This window comes from Rhodococcus sp. D-46, assembly GCF_011290655.1.
Taxonomy (GTDB): Bacteria; Actinomycetota; Actinomycetes; order Mycobacteriales; family Mycobacteriaceae; genus Rhodococcus_F; species Rhodococcus_F qingshengii.
Map to the genome: position 1 here is coordinate 1 of NZ_JAANTF010000014.1, position 21,372 is coordinate 21,372.

General features: G+C 61.3%; 27 protein-coding genes. 24 read left to right on the forward strand and 3 right to left on the reverse strand.

Annotated elements, in window-relative coordinates; genetic code table 11:
• Positions 1 to 132, forward strand: a 132-nt coding sequence (locus tag G9U53_RS30150) for an integrase core domain-containing protein (protein ID WP_165639758.1), incomplete at its 5' end; no start/stop codon positions are given.
• Positions 133 to 598: 466 nt separating this feature from the next.
• On the opposite strand, the gene G9U53_RS30155 is transcribed toward G9U53_RS30150, so the two are convergent.
• Both G9U53_RS30155 and G9U53_RS30160 read right to left on the reverse strand, forming a co-directional pair.
• The gene (locus G9U53_RS30155) at positions 599 to 1,531 is read right to left on the reverse strand and encodes a hypothetical protein (protein ID WP_165639759.1); all 933 of its coding nucleotides are present in this window, start codon (positions 1,529 to 1,531) and stop codon (positions 599 to 601) included.
• Between the two features lie 139 nt (positions 1,532 to 1,670).
• Positions 1,671 to 2,708, reverse strand: coding sequence for a hypothetical protein (locus G9U53_RS30160; RefSeq protein WP_165639760.1), 1,038 nt, complete (start codon positions 2,706 to 2,708; stop codon positions 1,671 to 1,673).
• Positions 2,709 to 4,577: 1,869 nt separating this feature from the next.
• Here G9U53_RS30160 and G9U53_RS30165 point away from each other — a divergent pair.
• The 18 genes from G9U53_RS30165 (at position 4,578) to G9U53_RS30250 (ending at position 18,068) form a co-directional block, all read left to right on the forward strand.
• Complete coding sequence (locus tag G9U53_RS30165; protein ID WP_165639761.1) at positions 4,578 to 4,985, forward strand: hypothetical protein; 408 nt, start codon at positions 4,578 to 4,580, stop codon at positions 4,983 to 4,985.
• A gap of 435 nt (positions 4,986 to 5,420) precedes the next feature.
• Positions 5,421 to 5,999 (forward strand): hypothetical protein, encoded by a 579-nt coding sequence (locus G9U53_RS30170; RefSeq protein WP_165639762.1) that lies wholly within the window; start codon positions 5,421 to 5,423, stop codon positions 5,997 to 5,999.
• 544 nt (positions 6,000 to 6,543) lie between these two features.
• Positions 6,544 to 6,816, forward strand: coding sequence for a hypothetical protein (locus G9U53_RS30175; RefSeq protein ID WP_165639763.1), 273 nt, complete (start codon positions 6,544 to 6,546; stop codon positions 6,814 to 6,816).
• Positions 6,817 to 6,871: 55 nt separating this feature from the next.
• The gene (locus G9U53_RS30180; protein WP_165639764.1) at positions 6,872 to 7,246 is read left to right on the forward strand and encodes a hypothetical protein; all 375 of its coding nucleotides are present in this window, start codon (positions 6,872 to 6,874) and stop codon (positions 7,244 to 7,246) included.
• Positions 7,247 to 7,423: 177 nt separating this feature from the next.
• Positions 7,424 to 7,780, forward strand: coding sequence for a hypothetical protein (locus G9U53_RS30185; protein WP_047269191.1), 357 nt, complete (start codon positions 7,424 to 7,426; stop codon positions 7,778 to 7,780).
• Between the two features lie 384 nt (positions 7,781 to 8,164).
• A complete protein-coding gene (locus G9U53_RS30190; protein WP_165639765.1) occupies positions 8,165 to 8,587 on the forward strand; it encodes a hypothetical protein in 423 nt (140 codons plus the stop codon).
• 109 nt (positions 8,588 to 8,696) lie between these two features.
• A complete protein-coding gene (locus G9U53_RS30195) occupies positions 8,697 to 9,017 on the forward strand; it encodes a hypothetical protein (RefSeq protein WP_165639766.1) in 321 nt (106 codons plus the stop codon).
• A 204-nt stretch (positions 9,018 to 9,221) separates the two neighbouring features.
• Positions 9,222 to 10,103 (forward strand): hypothetical protein, encoded by an 882-nt coding sequence (locus G9U53_RS30200; RefSeq protein ID WP_207624727.1) that lies wholly within the window; start codon positions 9,222 to 9,224, stop codon positions 10,101 to 10,103.
• A complete protein-coding gene (locus G9U53_RS30205; protein ID WP_165639768.1) occupies positions 10,100 to 10,537 on the forward strand; it encodes a hypothetical protein in 438 nt (145 codons plus the stop codon). Before G9U53_RS30200 ends, G9U53_RS30205 begins: the two co-directional genes overlap by 4 nt.
• A 396-nt stretch (positions 10,538 to 10,933) precedes the next feature.
• Positions 10,934 to 11,926, forward strand: coding sequence for a DNA cytosine methyltransferase (locus tag G9U53_RS30210; protein ID WP_278251765.1), 993 nt, complete (start codon positions 10,934 to 10,936; stop codon positions 11,924 to 11,926).
• A gap of 60 nt (positions 11,927 to 11,986) precedes the next feature.
• Positions 11,987 to 12,559 carry a hypothetical protein gene (locus G9U53_RS30215; protein WP_165639769.1) on the forward strand — a complete coding sequence of 191 codons (573 nt, stop codon included), beginning with the start codon at positions 11,987 to 11,989 and terminating at the stop codon, positions 12,557 to 12,559.
• Entirely contained in the window at positions 12,559 to 12,939 is a 381-nt protein-coding gene (locus tag G9U53_RS30220) for a hypothetical protein (RefSeq protein ID WP_165639770.1), read from the forward strand. The genes G9U53_RS30215 and G9U53_RS30220 overlap by 1 nt, the downstream gene beginning before the upstream one ends.
• 255 nt (positions 12,940 to 13,194) lie before the next feature.
• On the forward strand, positions 13,195 to 14,067 hold the full coding sequence (locus G9U53_RS30225; protein ID WP_165639771.1) for a hypothetical protein: 873 nt from the start codon (positions 13,195 to 13,197) through the stop codon (positions 14,065 to 14,067).
• Positions 14,064 to 14,681 carry a hypothetical protein gene (locus G9U53_RS30230; protein WP_165639772.1) on the forward strand — a complete coding sequence of 206 codons (618 nt, stop codon included), beginning with the start codon at positions 14,064 to 14,066 and terminating at the stop codon, positions 14,679 to 14,681. The genes G9U53_RS30225 and G9U53_RS30230 overlap by 4 nt, the downstream gene beginning before the upstream one ends.
• A 154-nt stretch (positions 14,682 to 14,835) precedes the next feature.
• On the forward strand, positions 14,836 to 15,348 hold the full coding sequence (locus G9U53_RS33730; RefSeq protein WP_347570841.1) for a hypothetical protein: 513 nt from the start codon (positions 14,836 to 14,838) through the stop codon (positions 15,346 to 15,348).
• A gap of 220 nt (positions 15,349 to 15,568) precedes the next feature.
• Positions 15,569 to 16,123, forward strand: coding sequence for a hypothetical protein (locus G9U53_RS30240; protein WP_207624728.1), 555 nt, complete (start codon positions 15,569 to 15,571; stop codon positions 16,121 to 16,123).
• 132 nt (positions 16,124 to 16,255) lie between these two features.
• A complete protein-coding gene (locus G9U53_RS30245) occupies positions 16,256 to 17,461 on the forward strand; it encodes a PIN domain-containing protein (protein WP_165639775.1) in 1,206 nt (401 codons plus the stop codon).
• Between the two features lie 220 nt (positions 17,462 to 17,681).
• Positions 17,682 to 18,068: a hypothetical protein gene (locus G9U53_RS30250; RefSeq protein WP_165639776.1), complete on the forward strand. Its 387-nt coding sequence runs from the start codon at positions 17,682 to 17,684 to the stop codon at positions 18,066 to 18,068.
• Between the two features lie 163 nt (positions 18,069 to 18,231).
• On the opposite strand, the gene G9U53_RS30255 is transcribed toward G9U53_RS30250, so the two are convergent.
• Positions 18,232 to 18,693: a hypothetical protein gene (locus G9U53_RS30255; protein WP_165639777.1), complete on the reverse strand. Its 462-nt coding sequence runs from the start codon at positions 18,691 to 18,693 to the stop codon at positions 18,232 to 18,234.
• 231 nt (positions 18,694 to 18,924) lie between these two features.
• On the opposite strand from G9U53_RS30255, the gene G9U53_RS30260 reads away from it, so the two are divergent.
• The 5 genes from G9U53_RS30260 to G9U53_RS30280 all read left to right on the forward strand — a co-directional run bounded on the left by G9U53_RS30260 (position 18,925) and on the right by G9U53_RS30280 (position 21,356).
• A complete protein-coding gene (locus tag G9U53_RS30260; RefSeq protein ID WP_165639778.1) occupies positions 18,925 to 19,611 on the forward strand; it encodes a DUF2786 domain-containing protein in 687 nt (228 codons plus the stop codon).
• Between the two features lie 74 nt (positions 19,612 to 19,685).
• A complete protein-coding gene (locus G9U53_RS30265) occupies positions 19,686 to 19,961 on the forward strand; it encodes a hypothetical protein (RefSeq protein WP_125053106.1) in 276 nt (91 codons plus the stop codon).
• Between the two features lie 596 nt (positions 19,962 to 20,557).
• A complete protein-coding gene (gene nrdH / locus G9U53_RS30270) occupies positions 20,558 to 20,821 on the forward strand; it encodes a glutaredoxin-like protein NrdH (protein ID WP_165639779.1) in 264 nt (87 codons plus the stop codon).
• On the forward strand, positions 20,818 to 21,144 hold the full coding sequence (locus tag G9U53_RS30275; protein WP_165639780.1) for a hypothetical protein: 327 nt from the start codon (positions 20,818 to 20,820) through the stop codon (positions 21,142 to 21,144). The genes nrdH and G9U53_RS30275 overlap by 4 nt, the downstream gene beginning before the upstream one ends.
• Positions 21,141 to 21,356 (forward strand): hypothetical protein, encoded by a 216-nt coding sequence (locus G9U53_RS30280; RefSeq protein ID WP_165639757.1) that lies wholly within the window; start codon positions 21,141 to 21,143, stop codon positions 21,354 to 21,356. The genes G9U53_RS30275 and G9U53_RS30280 overlap by 4 nt, the downstream gene beginning before the upstream one ends.
• The last annotated feature ends 16 nt before the right edge of the window (positions 21,357 to 21,372 follow it).

Sequence of the window (21,372 nt, forward strand, 5' to 3'; positions counted from 1 at the left end):
ACCTCCGAGACGGAGCGTCGCGGCGAACTCGACGGCTGGCTGCACTACTACAACCATCACCGGCCCCACACAGCCTGCAGCAACCAGCCGCCCTTCTCACGATTGACCAACGTGTCCGGTCAGTACAACTAGGTATCCCAATGAGGATGCCCACATGGGAAGTGAACTACGGGTAGCAGTTCCACAGCGCTTCCCGAGCGGTCGAATCGGTAGCCTCGTGATTATCCGTGCTGCGGTGCGTCGCACTGACGATTCCTAGGCGGCAACGGACCCGCAGAGTGGTGTTTAAGCCTTCGTCGGTGCGATCGACAAGGGCGGAATCAGCCGGTGAGGTGCCCAGATCTGGCAGTTGGCGCGCGCGAGAGAATCAATTTGGTCGTCCGATAGTGGCTGATCTTGTGGCAGTTGCTTATCGAGGTTCGCTCAATATGGGAGGTATCCGTTGTCGGAGTGTTCTGTCCGGTAGCTGCTTTGAGGACTGGAGAACACCTCGACGCCTGTGGGCAACGGCAGATCGAGTGTCCGTTGTCCAAAGGCTATTTCGAAACCCGAAATCTGAGTCGGCCCGGATTTCTTTGCGAGCGGAGAGCGCGTGCGGTTACGTGGCTTTGTCGAGCGATTGGACGATGATGGAGCGTGCTGCGAGTTCGTCGTCGAGATCTATTTGGAGGGACTCGTCGAGACCGTTGTCTGCTACAACCCAGTTGTGGTACACGGCCGTCCACAGGAATTTGAATCGCACGTGACTGTTGTTAGTCGTGTCTAGGCCTTTGGTCACCATGTCCTTGTGGGCGGGGATGACCTCGTCGCGCCACAGCGCGTACTCGGCGTGGTCGGGGCATGTGAGGTAGTTCAAGAACACGAACGAGTAGTCGACTTCTCCTGCAGTGAATTTCGTGTGTCCAAGGGTCTGGTACAGCGAGGAATCTGTGTGGTCTTTGTAGAAACTGGCATCCAGTTCATATGCCTGCACCATCCATTCGGGAAGCTGAATGGCAGGGACTACGGTTCCCTTTTCCTCACCCATTACTGCGTCGATGAGGCCGTCGCCGATGATCGTCCAGTCATCCGCGTAGACAGGGCCAACTCTCACAGCACCGCGGAACAGCCGACTATGTCCCCACACCAATCGCAGAATATGAATCTGGAGGGTGAACACCATGTCCATGAGCCAATTCAAGGCTTCGTGAGCTTGATTTGCGGCCTCAAGACCAGCTGGAAGTTTGTGCTCAGCGAGTGCAGTAAGGATCGCGATGTGCTCGGGCGGTAGCGGGATCGTGACGGCCACGTTGTCTGTGAACGTGACAGCCATGGGGGATTGCGGTGTTGCAGCTCCCCCGTTTAGGCCTCGATAGAGGGCAAGATTTTCGCGAAATTCGTTGAACTGGCGTACCCAATCCCTTACGAATTCGAGTTTCGTGGGGTCAGATTCTTGTTCCCAGTACACCTTGGTTGCGAGAGCGTCGATGTAGATGACGATCGACTCAGCCATGATCGGCTGACCGTTCGCATCATGGTAAGGTTCAGCCACTTTCGCAGACTCTTCACTTACAGCAGCTGGCTGATCGGTCATATTTTCTCCCACGAAGTCTCACATTTTGATGGCCGAACGTACCGCCTTGACGGAAGGCTAGTCGGCCGACAGAACCAATACGACCAAATCGAAACGATCAGCCTCGCACCAAACGACGGCAGATTTCGAGGTTGTCTGCCGTCCTGATCCACCGGGCAAAGGTGTACACGGCGCGCTTGTCAGCAGGTATCTGCGCCTCCCACAACCGTCGCCACCGAAGCCATGTCCGGTAGTCGCACCGGTACTGCGGTTCGAGGTTGCGTTGGTCCAACGCGTACTGCACTCCGGTGTCTTCCGACGTCGCCGCGATCACCCGAACGGGTAGTTTGTCAGTCTGTTTCGACCAATCGAAGTTCTGTGCGTACACATCCGGCATCAGCTTCTGCAGAAGGCCATCCTGATGCCCACCGCTGATGAAGTTCGTCGTTCCTTGCAACACCACTCGCACCTCCGGTGACACCACCCATCGGCAGTGCCGGAACTGGCCGCGTCGAAGCCGCTTTCCCGGTGTGCCATTGGCGTCAACGATGTCTTCAACGGAAGGCAACGACGACCGGTAACCGTCGACGAGCATCTTCATGCGTGCCTCCGATTTTGTCGCGACTTCCACCTCGACCGCAGCCAACTCACCCGACTCCAACACTTCGATGAAATCAGGGAAACGCAGACCTGAACGCTGCGGCGAATACGGTGCCACACGGTTGTCCCAGTCAGTCCGAACCGGCAACCCCAACCACGTGTTCCTCTCCCCCACAACCGTCGTCCCGGCCGGCCCCTCATCGATCAACGTCAGCCGCGACGGGACAACACCGGCCGCGACGCCATCCGACGAATAGTGCACCCCCACCGACTGCAAAAACCGATGCGACTGGCTCTCATCGCGGGCCTCCAGCATCCGAATCTGGCGCTCCGAAATCACCGTGCGTCCACGGGCTCGAGCAGCCAACGTCTGATCCGCAACCAACAACCGATGCAACAGATTCGCAGGCACCGTCATGTGCCCACGCAACGACGAATGCGACACCGGAAACTCCGCCGTCTCCAACCCCACCGTCTGACCATCAAGCGTCGGAACCAACACGACACCAGCCCACGGCTGATCCTGATTCCGCGTCAACAAACCAGCGTCCTCCATCGACCGAACACGATGCCGAGCCGTGCTGATCTTCCCCCCGTAAAACCAATGCGCCGCCTGCCTCAATGACACCACACCATGCAGCGTCATGAACCGAAGCAAGTCCTCATCCGCAGGCTTCCGACGCCACCCCGCCGGCCCCTTCCCGCCCGGCTTTCCCCGCCGATCCGCCGGCACCGCATCAGCTGCGAACCGTCGCCGCGACCGAGCACGTTTCCACTCGGACACAGACTCCGGAGTCGCCAAAACGTCACGCTCCCAGGACTGCACAACCGAAACCAACGTCTCACCTCTCACCGCAGCGGCACTGCCCACACCCTACAGAACCAATCTCGCCAAAACCCGGACCCCAACCCCGACACCAGCTGTCGAGAACAACTTTCGGACGAAAATGCCGCAACCAGCAACTATTATCAGAAAAACCAGACACCCAGCCCCCCGCGAAAAATGCTGACTAACCCCCACAACCGCACGTCACACACACCACAGATTCGCTTCGCTGTCTGGGTGATGGTGTGAGTGCGTGGTTGATGGGGGTTCCGGCTACGCCGCAGGTGTCGGCCACTTCGTGGACCACCCCGTAGCAGTGCCCCGAAGAATGCTCGCTCGCTCGCATCCTCCGGTGCCCTGACGGGGTGGGTGGCCGACTGACCTGCGGTCGTATCCGGTTGGTGGTGGTCGGTCCGCTGCGCTAAGCCTTGTCGGCTTCTGTCGGTGGCTTCTCGCCCCCGGGTTGTGGTTGCCCCTGAGTGTTTGGTCGCTGCTGTTGGTGTCATCTGTTGTGTGCAGCTGTTGGTGTCATCTGGGTCCGCCGGCCGGGTGTGTGTCGCACCCCTGGCGGGGTGTCGTCAACGGTGTTGTCTTCGTTGGGATCTGCGTTGTCGACATCAGGGTTCGCACCCTCTGCCGGTAGCCGCGCAGCCCGTCGATGTAACCGACAACTGGTGCGGCCGCCAACCCGAAACCCGGGTCGGACGAGCCGCAACCAGCCTTCCCAACAGCACCACCGTGTGGGTGAGTATCTGCATGCGGTGACCATCCGTAGCTGAGCGCAGCGGACCCAGCCACAGCAGTCGTGGACCGGCGCCGAGCAGAACGCAGTGGAAGCCGGGCCACGACCCCAACCGTCACCCGAATCGTGAACCCGCACACCACTCGTTCGTGACCTCAACGCCCACCGGTGAAGCACCAACAACCCGGCTTGAAAACCCTCACCACCATCACCGCCAACCCGCCACCAACCGCTGCCAACAACGAGCTGCCACCAACACAAACCCACACACCCAACGACACCACCGAGGGGTGAGCACCTGCACAACGCAACCATCCGCAGCCGAGCGCAGCGGACCCAGCCACGGACGGCGCCGAGCAGAACGCAGTGGAAGCCGGCCGGGGCAGCCCACCACCACAACAACCGGTCCGGCAGACACCCCTTCGCCCACAACACAACCGACACCCGAACCACCCAACGCAGCCACCAGCGGCTGCAAACACCAACCGCAAAAACCGGGGCCTGACGGCCCCAACCCCATCACCATCGCTGACATCAACAGAACCCTCGTGGTCACCTTCTCGAGCCAAAAGCAAAACCCCGGCCACCGGGGCTGACAACAACTGCAGACACCATCCGTCGACGACGTCGCCTCGCGCGCGAAGCGCGCGGGTGGTTAGGGGTGGTTGGGGGTGTGGGGGGAGGAGGTGTGGTGGGTGGCGGCGGGTGCGGTGGGGGTGATGTTGCGGACCCCTGTGGGGTGTGCAGGTGCTCCCTGCGCCTGGCTGGTGGGGGGACAAGGGTTCGAGGGTGGGTGTGGCAGGGTGGGTGTGGTTGCGGGGCAGAGGGTTCCGTCGGTGAGGTGAGTCGGCCGGCGGGTGACCGGTTTGCATTGCTACTTCGTGCTCTCCGGCGTCTATATGCAAGAAACTATGTATGGTTTGAAGGTGGAAGCCACCATTCATATGACACAAGCTGTCCGGGAAGTTTTGACGCTGCTGCTCGAGAGCCCATCCGACAAGGTCTACGGGTACCTGATCATGGATCGGTTGGGATTTTCGAGCGCGAAGACGTATCGAATTCTCGCTCGCCTGACGGATGCGAATTGGTTGGTCCGAGATGAATCGGGCGCGATAAGCAATGCCGGCAAGCCGCGTGTGACGTATTCAATTGCGCCGGCTGCTATGACGACGATCGTCGAGGCTATGGCCGACGCGAGTGAACGCGAACGCCGTGGAAGTCAGTTCAGGGCGCACGGGCCATATCTGGCAACTCCGGGCGACTGAAGCTTCTCCACCGAATGTGCGAAGACCGGACGTTGCAGCGCGACAGTAGCGCTAGTTCGCCCTCCCCCAGGGGGAAGGCTGTCCGGAGCGGGGCGTTCGTGGGCGTCGGTCGGTGAGGTGATGTTGCGAGGTCGGTGGGGGGACAGAGTTTCTCGCGGTTGAGGTTGCTCGTCCGGATGGGTGGTCGGTGGGCGCCGCGCTCCGAGTGTGAGGTTGGCGTGCCCGGCGGGCGGACCCATGTGAATGCGTGCGAGGCGTGAGGTCCGACGGCTGCAGAGATCGTGGTGACAGGGGCCGATCATTAACCTGGACTGCGACGACGGTGAACCCGTCACGGTCCGTGGGTGACCGGAACCAGGGGTGGGATTGTGCATGTGCACCCTGCGCCGTCGCGTGATGTCCAGGGCCCACCGGTTACGAGGAGATGATGCTGGCGTGGTTGAGATTCGCACCGACCTGTCGGATGTGGCCCGAGGCAAGGCCGTGGGCGCACTGACTGATGCGGTCAAGCAAGAGTCGGCGCTGCGGGAACGGATGGAGACAGCTCGGGATCGTTCGGCGGCGGCGATCGTCAACGCCCGCGAGGTCGGGGTGTCGTGGGATGAGATCAGCGGCGTCTTCGGTGGGGTTACCCGGCAGTCATTGACCGAACGTGTCATCCGTTTCGAGGCCCGTTCGGAGAGCCGCCGTAGCGCCTCGTGGGAGGGGACACGAATCGAGACACCCTCCGGGGCAGGGCATACCGGGGCATGGCGACTCGACAGCGTCCGGCAGGCCGCCGCAAATGGAGCTGATCTGGCGGCGGCTGCTGCTCGGCGTGCGCACCTGGTCGACGAGACCGATCCACGTCAGATTCAGACTCGAGTCCGGACGATCGGGCACGCAGCGTTGGCTGCAGCGAAGGAAGCTGTTGTGGCGGCCGAGACTGGTGCCGGTCCGGAAGGTGTGCGGGATGAAGCCGCGGCCGGCATCGCCTTCACCGCGGCCGCCGGGTACCTCCCAGGCGACGCCTGACCGTCGGTTCCCCACTCCCCCAGGGAGAGAGCTGTCCGCTTTCGAATGGTGTGGGTGCTGTTTCCAGCAAGGGCAGCAGGGGGACAAAGAATTTCACCCGGTATGTAGTTCCGTGGCCGTTGTGGGCGGGTCGAGTTGAACTCAGCTCAGCAATAGGTCCGTGGCCAGCCGACGAGGTCGGCTGACGCCGATTCGGGGTCGGGCGCGGTCGACCAGTGCGGCGGCCAATAGCGGCGGTGGGCGTGGCGCGACTATCTCGTCGCTGCGTGCCCGGCGTTCACCCGGTCCTGCTCGCTGTCGGCCAGTTGCCGAGTGGTGATGCTTCCTGACCCTCCTGCCGGGATGGGCTGGATTCCTGCCTATCCCGGCAGACCCCCTTCCCCCGGGGAGAGAGCTGTCCGGCTCGGGGCGTCGCGTATCGGCGAACCCAGCCGATGTTGTCAGGGGGACAAAGAATCTCGCGTGTGGCTCAGTGCCGCAGTGTCAGGCGCCGGCGCGGATCGTCATCGATGGCAACGAACGCCAACGGCCTTGGGAGGGCACGATGACGACCACCGCATACGAGTCTCGACAGATCAGTGACGAGCGCCGAGCTGCAGCGAGCAAACACGCCACCCACCTCATCCGCCGCAGCGGTCGCCACGTCGTCGAAGGCCAGATGACGGTCTACAAAGTCGGCTACAGCGTCACCACCCTCGACGGCACCGAAGTCGCCTTCATCCTCGGGTGGGAATGGGCGACGCTCGCAGAGGAGCGCGCCATCCTGAGCGACGCCGGATACGACCTTCTGGGCTTCAACTACGCCCGCGCGATCTGACCACCCAGGGGCGGCTGACCTCGGCCCGGCCCCACCTGACGGAAGGAAAACAATCATGACTGCACCCCAGCAACACGGCACTTTGAAGGACGAGCTTCTCCGTCTGAGCGCGGAGCATGTCGATCTGGGCGAGAAGATCGAGAGGCTAGCGCTCCCGGCGATGAGGGAGTACGTCTGCGCCCTATGGCCGGATGCGGCGATCGTCTACTCCAGTCCTGAATGGGTCGTCGAGAAGGTAGTCGCGGTGGACGGGCGGGTGCTCGCCGACGAGGAGTTCTTCAAGCCCTATTTGATGATCGACAATGACGATTCGCTGCCACCCATCGTCGAGGACATCGGAACGTTGATCGCGCACCTCCCGCCATCTCAGCGAGGGGACTACAACCATCACGAACCGGACTTCGTTATCCGGCTGTACCAGGGCGCGTAGAAGTCGACATTCACCCACCGACGCTGGTGGGTGAATGCGTCCGGCTCAGTCCCCCAGGGAGAGCGCTGTCCGGCCCATCGATGCGTGAGCGGTTGCTGTTTCTGTCATGCCGCACTCGGACAACGGTTCTCGGAGAGTAGGGGCATCCCGTCAACCACACGACAGAAGGATGCAGCGATGCTGACAACGAAGACGCCCACCCCTTTCCAGGACAAGCTCACCGAACTGTGCGACGCCAAGCGGGCACTCGACCGCCAGATCGACGAGATTGCTATGGCAGCCCTGAGCGAGTTCGTGCGCAATGTGTGGCCCGAGGCCGGGATGCTGCGGGCAGATATCGAATTCAACGTCTACGAAGTCACCACGGTCGACGGCGGGCGGGTACTCGCGTCGAGCGACGACCTCGACAACTTCTACGCCGATGGAGTCGACTTGAGCGAAATGACGACGCTGGTGCACGCTCTGCCGCCCGGGCAGCGCGGAACCTACGACAACACCACGGAGTACTCGATTCCCCTCGCACCGTTGCGCTGAGCCCGCGACAGGTCCACTCGCGCCCACCCGCCGACGCCTGGCGGGTGGGCGTTCGGCTGCCCCGACCGGGTAGGCAAACGCGACTCCCCCACTCCCCCAGGGAGAGAGCTGTCCGAACTCGCGGCCAGCACGCCATCCCAGTCCGGCAGCGGACAAGGCGTTGCCAGAAAACTCCCCAACAGGCAGTGCCCCAGCGTGAGCAGACCCCAGCCAAGATTCCTTCCACAAGTTGTTCACCCGACCGAAGGAACGATCATGGCCGACACCACCTCACACGTCCGTAGCGCGACAACCGTCGCAGACCTGATCGCCACCGGAGGCCGAGCCTTGCCCGCAGAACGAGTCGGCGACGCACAGGCACTGATCTCGTAGATTCTCGACACCATGTGCCCGAACAAAGTCCGCGAGCGCGCGTCGACCTTGCGCCAGGCACTGTCTGTGGACGCGCCGGCAAGACCAGCCTGCTCCGCGGTGGTGCACTCCTCACCCGCGGAACTCCGAGAATTCGCTCAGAACGTGATCACCGACATCAACTCAGGAATCGCCTATACCGCAGATGAGATCGCCGAACACATCGAGCGCTACTTCGTCGTACCTGCACCCTCCGAGCACGTCTCAGACGTAACCGGGTACATGGTTCTCAACCCCGAAAACACCGCCGACCTGTGGGACGGCGTTGTACACACAACTCTCGAGTCTGTTCGGCAAGAAATGGCGCACGCCGAACAGCGGAAGAACGAGGTCGGTGAAGGCTGGGCGATCTACGAAGTCCGGCCGCTCGGTGATTTCACAGTCAGCAAAGAGTGACAAGCACTGCCGATTTCTCCCGCCAGTGACCGGAAGTGCCAGCGGTAGACATAGGCGCAGAGCGCGATCATCGCTCGTTGGCAGATCCTCAGAACATCGGAGAGAGTGCATGACAACTGCCCAATCCCTGGCTGTAGGCACGAAGGTTCAGTTCGCCGAATCCAAGCGCTGGTGGCGCGTGCGGGCCGTGTCCGCGGACAACAATTTCGTGATCCTCACCAGCCCGTTCAATCTCAAAAAGACAGTGCAGTACACGATCATCGACAACCGGCGCGGTGTACGTGGCCCCGACGACAGGATCTTCAGCAACGGCTACGAGTCTGACGAGGACATCAATGCACGACTGAGTGAGCTGGTCGCCGGAAGCATCTCCGTCTCGAAGAAAACGTCGAAGTTCGTCGAGCTCGACATCGCGACCGTGAAACGGTGACCGTCCGCCACCGGGTTGCATCGGATTCCCGACGTGCATCAGCGCTGATCTGGCCGCGCCGCAAGTCGTGGGCTCGTAGGAGGTTCCGATCAGTTCCGATAGACGACGGTAGTTCATCGACGGCATCGGCCAATAGCCCGACGAAAACACTGAGGAAAACACATGCCCTACCCACTTCCGCCTTACCCTCTCGCATTCACGAAAGTGTCACTCAATCAACATAACTCGAACGAATACCTTTCCTGGAACCAGTCTATTTACGGGCGCAGCCCGCACGCGCTGGTCATCGGCCCGTCCGCACCTGCCAGAGCCGATGTGGTCGAACGGCTACTTCGGTACAGCGCCATGCGCAACATTCCCGCGCTAGTGGTGAAACCCGAAGCTGGCGAGAAAGATTCTTTCGCGTTCCCGGCACTCGCCGGACCTCTCACTGCTGCACGGCTGTTGCGCTCATTGCACGATGAGTTACATGCCCGCGCGCAGTACGTACACGACGGCGGCGCGAAGTTGGACGAGATTCCGATGCTCGTCCTCGCTGTCGACGGTCTCGACACCTGCATCAACGAGTGGAACGAGATCGCCGCCGGAGAAGACGAGACGTCAAAAGTGTTGCTCACCAGCCTGAACCCGATCAGAGCTCTTGATGATCTGCTCGCAGTCGGACGATCGGCCCGGATCGTGCTGCTAGTCGGCGTGGGAGGCGCCGAGTTCCTCTCGCGCCGCCACGGACAACTGCGCAGTTTGGAAATATTCGGTACACGCATCGGTCTTGGCGGCCTCACCCTTGGGGATGCGCACGCGATGTTCAATGACGAGATCGAAGAATCCGAGTTAGTCCTTGAACCAAATCAGGCGCTAGTGGGCTCCGACGCCGGTATCAAACCGGCAGTGCACTTCCTCTCAGACAAGGGCGTCGCCGAGCGCGCGCGAGTGAAGTTCACGGCCTTCTCGGAGATGTTTGCGCAATTCCTTGTCGACCAGAAGATACCTAGCGTGATGAAGGACGATCGGCTTGGTAGTTCCGTGAAAACGCCTGATGAGCACTTCGCACTGGATCCTGTTTCGTCCGAGCAGAGTCAGTCATGAGGATCCTCACCGTCCGTCAGCCGTTTGCGTGGCAGATCGTTCACGGCGACAAGAACATCGAGAACCGGACGCGGAACATCGCCGGCAAGTACCGCGGTCCCGTCGCTATCCATGCCTCGCTCAAACCCGACATGGATGCACTGCGCGGCCTTCCGATGAGGCATCCGCGTGGTATTCCCCGGATCCACCACTACGGTTCGATCATCGGTGTCGTCGATCTCTCGAGCGTTCATCATGACCGGGATTGCGATTGTGACTGCTCGGACTCGGCTCTACCGGGTCACTTCCATCTGCGCCTACGGAATCCGCGAGTACTCGAATCCCCGATCGAGTACAGGGGCGCACTGGGGCTTCGGACGATCGCTGACGACAGCATTATTCGGCGGCTCGATTTCGCGGTGGCGTACCAGGCGCAGGCAGCGCAGATCAGGTGAGCACACTGCCGCTCGCGAGGATCGAGCGTCAATCAGGCGCAAGATCGCGGACATGTGGCTCTATGCGTTCGCTTCGCGGCGGGTGAGCTAGTCGCCAGGCGATGGCACGAAAGCGCTTGCCTTGGCGGAGTTGATGTTACGGACGTTCGAAAAGGCCGGATATGCAAGACACCTCATTCGGCGGACAGGCTTCACCGAGCACGTCTTAGAGGGGCTTCTAGGGACCGGATAAGGCTGTCCGCCCGTGCGGGCCGCCTGGTCTTCTGTTCATCCTGGTTGCCAACACCAGCTGCTCTCACCGCTGCATTCCTTGCCGCACACCGGAACCCGCAACTGTAGAACTGGATGAACTTGAAGGCGCCCGCCAACATGTCCCAGGTTCTGAACGGAGGCCGAATGGCACTGACTGCGAGCGACAACTTCGCGGGGGCTGGTGGAAGCTCAACTGGTCTTGAAATGGCAGGGTATTCGGTCGTTTCCGCCGCGAACCACTGGGACCTGGCTATCGCCACTCATCAACGGAACCATCCCAACACCGAACACAGGAACGAGAATCTCAGCGAAGTCGACTGGCGCACTTTCCCGAGAACCAACATCGCATGGTTCTCGCCGTCATGCGTATGGCACGCCAGGTCCGGCGGGCACAAGAAACCACCGGTGGAGCAGGAACTACTGCGTGCCGACGCGGGATCCATCGACCGCGCTACAGCCTTCGCCGTCATCGCCGCAACAGAAGTGCACCGCTACGACGCTGTGATCGTAGAGAACGTCCTCGAATTCCAGGCCTGGACTCTCTACCCGTGGTGGCTGGATGGGATGCGAATGCTCGGCTACCGCGAACAAATCGTGCTTCTGGACGCAGCCGACGTTGGCGCAGCACAGCGACGTGTTCGCTACTTCGCCGTGTTCACCCGCGACGGGAACGTGGATCTAACCGTGACCGAACCGCAGCAGGTCAGCGCGTCGACGATCCTTGATCCGAACCCCGGGAAGCTCGTCACCCGCAAGCTGTACGTGTCGGAGCAGATCGAGCAGATCGCCGAATTCGACACCCCGCATCTTGTGACCTACCGGCGCAACGCGCAGGCCCGCAGAGCTGATGCGCATCCGCTCGCTGCTATCACTGCCGGCGGTAATCACCACGGCATCGCGACAGTCACCGACGAGGGTGTTCGCTTCCGGATGCTGTCGAACCGTGAATGCGCAAGGGGACAGGGTTTTCCGGACGCTTACGAGTTCGTGGGCAACACAAAGCAAGTGAAGAAGCAGATCGGCAATGCGGTATCCGTCCACGCTGCACGGTGGATCGGGGATCGCGTACGAGTGGCCTTGGAGGGTCCGGCACCAGTGAGTGTCGATCGACGAGCCCTCGTAGGGGCTAGCTCGTGACCGCGACACACAGAAATCTGGTCACTCAAACAGTTTTCGATCAAGTCAGGAGAATCGCGAATGTACTACGCAGAGACCGGTGACCGAGGAGACCAGACGGCCGTAGTAGCCGGCGCCCTTGACGATCCGAATCACAATCGTTCGGCACGGTCGCAAACGGAAACAATCGCAGTTCTCGACGGCCAGACACAGGCGGAGTCCATGTCCGAGCCCACGACGACCGAACTGGCGGACCTGCTGGGCAAGCATGGTCCCGCGACAGTGACACATCTCGACAACCGCAGCTTGGTGATCGACTGCGCCTGCGGCGCTGAGGTCTTCTGCACGGGGGACGAGTTAGGGTCAGCGCCGATCGACAGCACATCCGGCGCACTCTCGTTCCTTCTGCGCCACCACGTCGCGGAGGCAATCGTGGCCACCAGCGTTGTCGTTCCGAAGGAGAAGGTGCAGGTGCGATACCTGTTCTGTGGCCATCCTGGCTGGCCTGACCCGCTCTGGGTGTGGCCAGCGACCCTTGAGAACGCGACCCGCATCTACAACGAAAACCCTCACCCGAACGCGTGGGTCGGCAGCCGAATCCACCAAGAACAACTCGACGTGGTGATCCCGAAGCGCTCCGAGAGGGGACAATGATGAGTGATCACATTCTGCGGATCACGCGCGCCGCCGACAACGAGCTCGACGCCGAATACGAGATCGTCTGCCTGTACAAGCATCCCGGCGCACCGTGCACGGTCTGGTGGGAATGCGACGACTGCAAGGAACTCCCGACCAACTCGCGGAACGAGCTCCAGAATCAACTCGATAGCGACGGAGTGAGCCAGGTCCACGACCTTCCACACCAGATGATCGGCGACATGATCTGCCAACAGGGCGACGCGTGCATCGTCTTGACAGGTCACACCGACTACGACTTCGATCCCGACGAACTGCCGGCTGGCGATCACCCCGTCGTTTACGAGACCGAGGAAATGTGCACGTACATCACGCTTCCGAAGGTGAGACAGTCATGAACCTGATGACCTTCGATCAACTGTTCACGGAGCAGTGGAAATACGAAGAGGCCAAACGCCAGCGGTGGATTCAATGCACGTGCGGCAGGTTCGTCAGGCCCGGCTCGTATTGGGAACGGAACGAAATCGGCGAACGGTTTTTCGGTTGGAACTGCTCCCGGTGCGGCGACGTGGTGGAGTACGAATGACGCCACAACGAACATCCGCAGGCCGAAGCCGAGCTGTCCGAAGTCATTGGCAGTCAGGAGCATTGACATGACCACCAAAAATGCATCCACAAAGGCCGTTGTGCTCACCGCTGTAGAGGTGCAGCAGATGCTCCGCAGGCACTACAACCCGCCGAGCGCTCAACGACCCGGATTCATTCTCGCGGCGGAGATCGCAGCCCCCGGATCGGATCGGCGGGCCGACTTGATCGCGGCGCCATTGACCCACTCGAATGGCGACCACATCGTCGGGCACGAGATCAAAGTCAGCAGGCAGGACGTGATCTCAGAACTGCGTAATCCGACCAAACACGACGACTGGGCGAAGCACTGCTCACAGTGGTGGCTCGTCATCTCCGATCCCGCCCTCATCGAAGGCCTGACGATTCCCGAATCCTGGGGCATCATGGCGCCACCTGTCCGGCGAGGTGGGGTGTCGATGGCAGTGCTGCGACCCGCACCGAAGTTGTCCCCGATCGACACTGGCGCCGCCTGGCGCAAACTCGCTCGCTGGCAGGCGTGGAAATCCTCTGAAGCCGAACGCGAGGCCGCCCGTTCAGTGAAGGAAGCGCAACGCACGCACGAGCGCGATCAGCGGGAGCTGGCTCGGGTGAAAGCCGTGGGTACCGGTGCCAGAGAGTTCGAGGCGGAGCGGATCCATCGGATACTGAATTTGGTCGACGAGCAGATCGTGGCGAAGCGATTGTGGTTATGGGCCCGCACAGAGGATCAGGAGTTGCTCGAGACGATCGCGGACGCGGTAGTTGACCACGTCGCTGTACGCAGCGCTGCCACCAATCTGAGGAGCAGCCTCGCGAACATCGTCGAAGAGCTGATCGACCCGAAATCTGGAGTGCGGCTGAGCCTGTCCAAAGCCGACGTTCTCGCCGCGCCGAAGGCAAAAAGGCAGGCCAGACCATGATCGCCGACAACGACCGAGGCATTGCCCAGATGCTCTCCGACCCGGACCTCGTCGGCGACACCCTGCTGTTCGCGCTGTGCCTTCGTCACGTTCTCGATCGAGTGAGCGACGACGACGGCCTACGGGTGCGAGTGAAGACCTTGGACGGACTCCTGCTCGAGGTCGGGGAACAAGCCACCGGCGACAACCCAGGAAAGGCGTTCTACTGGGCCCGGCGAGCTGTCGAACGGGATCTTCCCCGCTACGACCCGGAAAGTGCACAGGGGCTTATGCGTTGCTGCGCTGAGATGGTCCGGAAAGGCGGGCAGTGCAGCAAACCCGCTGTCACCGTCTGGATCGACCGAGAACCGGCCACCGGAGAATCTGTGTGGATCGGCTACTGCCGCCGACACCTCACATCCGAGGTGGAGGCACAGCGCGAAGAACGACAACGACTGTGGAACGAACACGGCAAGCCAGTTCCGCCGCCCAACCGTGGCGGGGTGCTGACTCGCTATTTCACCTGTGATTGGGATGCGCTCTGGCAGCGCGTTTCTCCTGTTCGGAAGCCTATGGACGGCGCGAAAGAAGCAAGCCTGCCGAAGCCGGCACTCAGGGTCGTCCGGGGCGAGTGACCCAAGTTCACGCTGTCCGAACACGCTGAGCGACGGTGGCGATGCCTGCTCCTGTCCTGGTTGTGCAGTCAAGTGGCCAGCGCGTTTCGTGGCTGGTCGAGAGCCGGCGGGCCATAAACGCCGGCGACGCAACTCCAGATCGCCTAATCGTGTGGTGCCGCACCCCAAAGAGCCTCCACGCAAGCTGATTTCAGCAATCAACCGAACCGATCAGGAGATCACCGTGGACGCAATCAAGATCGACACCCAGTTCAACGTATCCCGAGTGGACCTCACCGCAGGTGGGCGCAGCATCGGTGACGGGCTGCGTGCGGAAATCGACTGCCGTGCATTCGACGTCGTCGGCCTTACAGGCGATGACGACACCAGCCTCGATATGTGGGTCGACGACGAGGGCATGTACAACAGCACTCCGAACCTCGCCGCTTCCGGGATTGCCCGTGAACTCAAAGAAGACGCGCAGGCGTACTACTTCGGTACGGCCTTGTTCGCGACGTCCAACGACGAAGGCGAGACCGTCGACCTCCGCCCGGAGCACGTGTCGAAGGTTCTCGGAAGTCTGGCGGAGGTAACCGGGGTGCCCATGGTGGCCCGCGTGCAGTGGATCGCAACCAGGGCAGCGGCATTGGGGTTCACCGTTCCGGCGCCGGCCAGCGCGTCGGTCTGACCGACTAACTCAGCCCGCCTACCAGCCTTCGGCCGGTGAGCGGGCTGAGTTGTGCGTGCGTCGCACGAGGTCACCTGTCCGGCCCCTTCCGCAGTCTCACCAGTGGAAACGTGCCCTCGCAAACCCGTCGGTGTTTGACGTGCGTGCCACGCACCGGAGGCCGTCGATCTATGTTGATCCCATCGGAGAATGCACCGCACCAAAAATCTTGGAGGACGTTATGTACGCAATTCGGGTCGGCACAGATGCAAACGTGGACAAAGTCGACTTGACCGTAGGGCGGCAGACCGCCGAGGTCGGCCTACGCGTCGAGATCGGATGCCCTGAGGTCGACGTTGTCGCCCTCGCTGGCGACGAGCACACCAGCCTCGCGATGTGGATCGACAGTAGGGAAACCGCTGACGGGCAGCTGAACCCGCTCGCATCTGCAATCGTGCGTGTGTTGCGCCCCCAGCTCACCCGCTACTACTTCGGGCCGGTGGTGATCGGGACATCCAACGAGCACGGGCAGATCGTGGAGCTCAGCCCGGAGCATACGGAGATCCTTCTCAACGCACTGGCCAAGGCTAGTGGGGTTCCCGACTACGACCGCAAGGGCTGGGCCAGTCGCGCGGCGGCAGCACTCGAAATCGTCCACCCCAGTGCTGCACCCGTGGCTACTCCCGACCAGGAAGCTGAGTCAGCGCCCGTAGTCGCACCCGCTGGTGCGTCGGAACCAGCTGCATCCCTTCGCCAGCCCGTCTGCCAGAAGCACCCCCTCCGCGCGTCTGTGTGACACAACCACACCCGACGCTGGACCGCGATTCCTGATCGGTCGCATGTGACCATCGGACCGTAGCGACCACGCGAACCGCCCGCCTTGACGGCCCGTCGAGGCGGGCGGTTCGCGTGTGGAAGAGTTGATTCCATGACTCCGACGTCGTCCACCATCTTCATTTTCGATACCAACATCGTCCTCGGGACGCCGCGACTGGACGATGTGGCCTGGAAGAAGATGTTCCTGGTCAGGGAGTTTGGGCCTTCATTCACGCTCGTGGTCCCGGAGGTGGTCGTTCGGGAGTTCGGCCGCCGCAGATTCGCGGCCGCTGAATCACTCCGTAAAGCCGGAATCAAGTCGTGGAGCACTGCCCTTCGAGATTTGGCGGCTGCGGGAGTGGAATTGCCTCCTGAAGTGCCGACTGTCCGGGAACTGCGTGACCGCCCGACAATCTCACGGGTGGAGCACACGGCTGAGCTGAGGACCAATCTCGCCGACCACGGTGTGAAGATCGCACCGATCCCACCGGTTGACCACGATGTTTTGGTCGAGTGGTCCCTGAGCGCGCATCCACCATTCGACACCACCGACAAGGGATACCGTGACGCCCTGATCTGGGGGACAGTGAAGGCCATCGCCGTGGCGTCGCCGGCGCATAGCGAGATCGTGTTCATCACCAATGACAACGATTTTTGTGGGAGCGGAGATGACTCGGGGAAGCTGCACAAGAATCTGATCACTGACCTGACGGCGGCGACACCGAATGCGGTCGCCCTGGCGAAGACCATTTCCGAAGCCATGACTCTGACCAAGCTGGACTCAGTTCACGCAGAACTGTCCGAGGACGATCACGATCTTGAGCTGTATGACGACATCTCACAGCTGATAACGGCTGCGATCCCGGGCGCGTGCGACGACATACTGGGCATGGAACTACCCGACTATATCTCCGACGACTTCTTGCACGAGTCTGCCTTCAAACTGACAATTCCGGACCTCGAAGGTCCCGTCATCGTCACTGAAGTTGACCCACGTCTCGACACTGTGGGCATCGATGTGCACGAGAAATACGAAGGCGACACACAAATCGGCGAAGTTCGCTTCCTGGCTACTGTCACATGCAGCGGTCAGATTCATAAGGCTGACTTCGCGATCTCCGATGTTGATTGGGACGTGCAGGACGCAGACTTCAACAAGCACTACATGGAGGTAGCCACGTCGGTAGAAGTCGAATTGACGTTCCGATTCTTGGTGAACGGCAATGAGGTTGATTCGCTCGAGTTCGACAGCGGAGTGCAGGTCACCTCCACCCCCAAGAAGAAGTGGGCGAGTTCTTCGCTGTTCTACGACAACTAGAACGCACGATTAGCATCAACGGGCCTGACACAAACAACCGACTGACGACAGGATTCCCGGTCGGTTGCGAGCTGTCCGAGCAGTGTTTGAAATACTCGACGTCCGCTTGGCAAGCCCCAGGTCCATCACCATAGCGTGAAGGACAAAGGCTGCCGCACAACATAATTAGCTTCGGCATCGTGAAGGCGACCAAATCGCCGACCAGTGCAGAGGATCTTCAATGACGTTGATCGCGCTCCCCCACATGACTTGGACCGACTTCTCCCGCAACGTCTTACCTGGCCTGAAAGCGCTCCAGAAGACTGTGACTCCGCAATACGTACTCTGCCCGTACGACAGCATCGAACGACGCACCCATCAGGTTGTCGTCGTCACCGACGCCGTCACCACACCCACCCTGGTGCGCGCTCCTCGGGCGCGATCGAACAGGAAGCCGATCGCCATCGCGCTACCAAGCCTCGACACCCTGACGTTGCCGTTGGCGCAGTCCGCCGTCAGAGTTCAAACGGACTACATCGTGCTTCGGCACCTGTTCACCAACGCCGTCATACGCAACACCTTCCCCATGTCCGTTGAGCAGCCCACGGAGCCGATTGCAGCGGCCTGAGCGGCCGTCACGCGGATCAAGCAGAACCAAACGGGGAAACCCCGGTGACCACGCCAGATCCAGACGTATCGCTGCGATCTGGCGGTACCGTTTCATCCACACATGGGAACGGCCGCAACACGATTAAGTGTGTTGCGGCCGTTCCCATGTGAGTCGGCTACAGCTACAGCCACAGGTATCCGCTCGACACCCAACTCGGAAGGCCACCCAGATACGCGCCGGCCCCGACACTGACCAGACTCAAACCCTGTCCGGCGGTGATGGTCGTGCTGGTCCGGCCGTTGGCTGCCAGCGTGGACTCAACGTGATTGAACGGCGCAATGCCGTTCTGCCACGACACGTTTACCGGCACCTCACACCCCGGGATCGAGCCGTAGGTGCCGTTCGGTGTGAGATTCACCGTTGTCTGATCAGGATGTCCCGGCACCACCTCGAAGTCGACGTGAATCGTGCCGAAACACGGACCGGCAGGAACAGGAACGATGTCGGTGCCGGTGACCTGCAGAACAGCGGCCGGAGGGGCAGCGGACGCGGTGCCAGCCGCGATCGTGGCAACCCCGGCAGCACAGATCGCGGCGGAGGCGGCAACAGCAGTCGCCTGGACCAAACCTCGGCGAACAGTCATGGGAAGTCCTCTCATTCGATGACGAGTGAATCGAAGGGCCACCGTATCGAGCCCGGTTCCGGTGTATGCGGCCCGAAACAGGGGCGCCCGCAGTCGAGAGACCTGTCCACCGCATTCATGTCGTTGCTGCTGGTGATCGCCCGGTACCGAGGTTGCGGAGATGCCGCAGCCGCCGTGGTCGTTCGCGAACGTAGTCGCAGAAGGTAACCGAACGGGACGAGGGAGGTCGCAATGAGCGACGACAGGATTGACCGGATTCGTAAGCTGCTCGCGCAGGCAGACAGCGTTGCAGGCACACCCGAAGCGGACGTCTTCAACCAGAAGGCGTTCGAGTTGATCGCCAAATACGGTGTCGACGAGGCCGAAGTGCGACGGGTAAGCGGTTCCGGCCCTGCCGAGATTATCGTCTACGAAATCGAGATCTCCGGCGCCTACAAGGTCGATCGCGGTCTCCTTTTCAACGCGCTTGCCGGGGCACTGCACTGCTCGTCCATTCGAGTGAGTAAGTCTGACCGCCGCAAGGTGTTCGGCACCGCCGCAAATATCGAGCGGCTCAAATTGCTGTTCGCGCTTCTCTCGGTGCAGATGAATGCCGGTGCAGCCAAGGTTAAAGGCGTCTCCGCGTCGTCGACGTCAAGGGCTCGCCGGTCGTGGATGCTCGGATTCATTCACGCTGTATCCACCCGGCTCGAGGTCGCGGAGAAGGACGCCGCATACGACATCGTTGGCACCGATCTGGTGCACGTCAACGACGCTGACCGTGCAGCCGCTGCGCTTCGGCTCGAGTATCCCAATATCCGGCAACTCAAGGTGCGGCGAAATGTGGACGGCCGCGCCCACGCGGACGGAGCCAACGCGGGAGGTCGCGCCGATATCGGCAACGCCCGAATGAGCTCGCGCAGAGCACTGACCCGCTAGCGCGCCACGTGCCGCGCACCCTGCCGAGCGGCGAGACAGTGGACATACCAACGGTTCCCGACCAGGAGGACATCATGTCAAGCATCAACCAGCGTGGAGACGCATTGAAGAACGTGCCGAACGCAGAGGATCGGCTGGCGGCGTTGGAGCAGTTCACCGTCTGCGGGCCGAACTATCGGCGACGGGTCGTCGACGAGTTGGGCCGTGCCCGCCGGATGTGGTGGGTCGAGTCGGCCGGTGCGTGTCTGGTCACCGCGGAGATCGCAGCTGGGTTGCGCCCCTCCAGCGATTACCAGGACCGGCACACCGAAGCCGTCTACAAGGCTTCACCAGGATCTGCCTCCGTCTGATCCGGTGGCGCGAGCGCCGGTGGGCGCAGGGGTGACTCGCCGCCCCCTGTGCCCACCGGATCCACGTCCGTCGCCGGCCGATTTCCGCGTCGGTCCTGTCCGGCGGTTCCGCCCACGGCTTTCCGGATTGTGCGGGTGTTCGTGTCTACACGATTCTCACGGCGGCCGCAGATACTTCAGGGTGCGCGGTCATCTTGATATCACTGTGGACTATTCACTGTCTGGACATGCTGTGAATGCAATACTATGCAGTATCTCTGAGCTGCTAATACACACTTATTTTTGTCCCCATTTTAGGAGTCCACGAGATCCGCATCGCCGCATCGCTGGTCGTGTCGACTTCGGCGCCGACCACGGCGAACGCGCTGAGATGATCGAGGCTGGTGGCCAGATCTCGCCCAGCCCGAATCAAGGTCGGCCATGTAGGCAGAGAAGTTTATGAAAATTGTTGCCGTGCAACCGTTGTAACCGTCAGGCAGATGAAAGGGAAACCATTCATGGTCAAAACATCATCGTCAAATCTTGAAAACTGTTGCAGCGCAAGGAGTTTCAAGATAAGATAGCAGAAAGATCTACTCACTTCCCAGGGGGATGACATGACAGTGACCGTGTACACCAAGCCCGCATGCGTTCAGTGCAACGCGACCTACCGCGCCCTCGACAAAGCCGGCATCGAGTACGCCGTCATAGACATCACCGAAGACGCTCAAGCCCGCGAACACGTCATGAGTTTGGGATACCTGCAAGCGCCGGTCGTCGTTGCTGGAAACGACCACTGGGCAGGGTACCGCCCAGACCGGATCAAGGACTTGGCGGATCGAACAGCGTCCACCGCCAATCGACTGGAGGATGCATCGTGAGCGCCGCACTGCACTCCGTCTCAGGCATTCCGAACCGGAACCTCGGCGCGGATGTTGATGCCGTCGAGAAGAAACTGCGAGCCATGCTCGCCGCCCTCGACGATTCTCTCGCCGGAATCAGCGATGCTCGCGAAGCGCTCCGAGACCTGTACTCAGGTCCAACCGCATCGGACGAAGTCGAAACATTCCTCGCAGGCGAAGCCTCCAACCAGGACATCACAACCCATCTCGACGCCGCAGCCCGCAGCCTGCGCGCAGCTCTGGCAGTCATTCGCAGCCAAAAACAGTTGACGACACCACACATCCGTGACGGCCGTCTGTGACCGATCCAGCGAACAAGCGGCCCGCGAATCCGGAAACGGAACACCGAACCAGGGCGGGAGTGATCCGCCACAACGTCTTCGGCGTCGTAGCGCTTGCTGTCGCGGCCCTGGACTTCGTCATTGGCACCCGAATCATGTTCGTCGCGGGAGTCCTCGCCCTCACTGCCTCTGCGTACAGCTTCATCAGAGCCCATCGACTTCGAACACGTTGACCTCCGAAACGCCGAT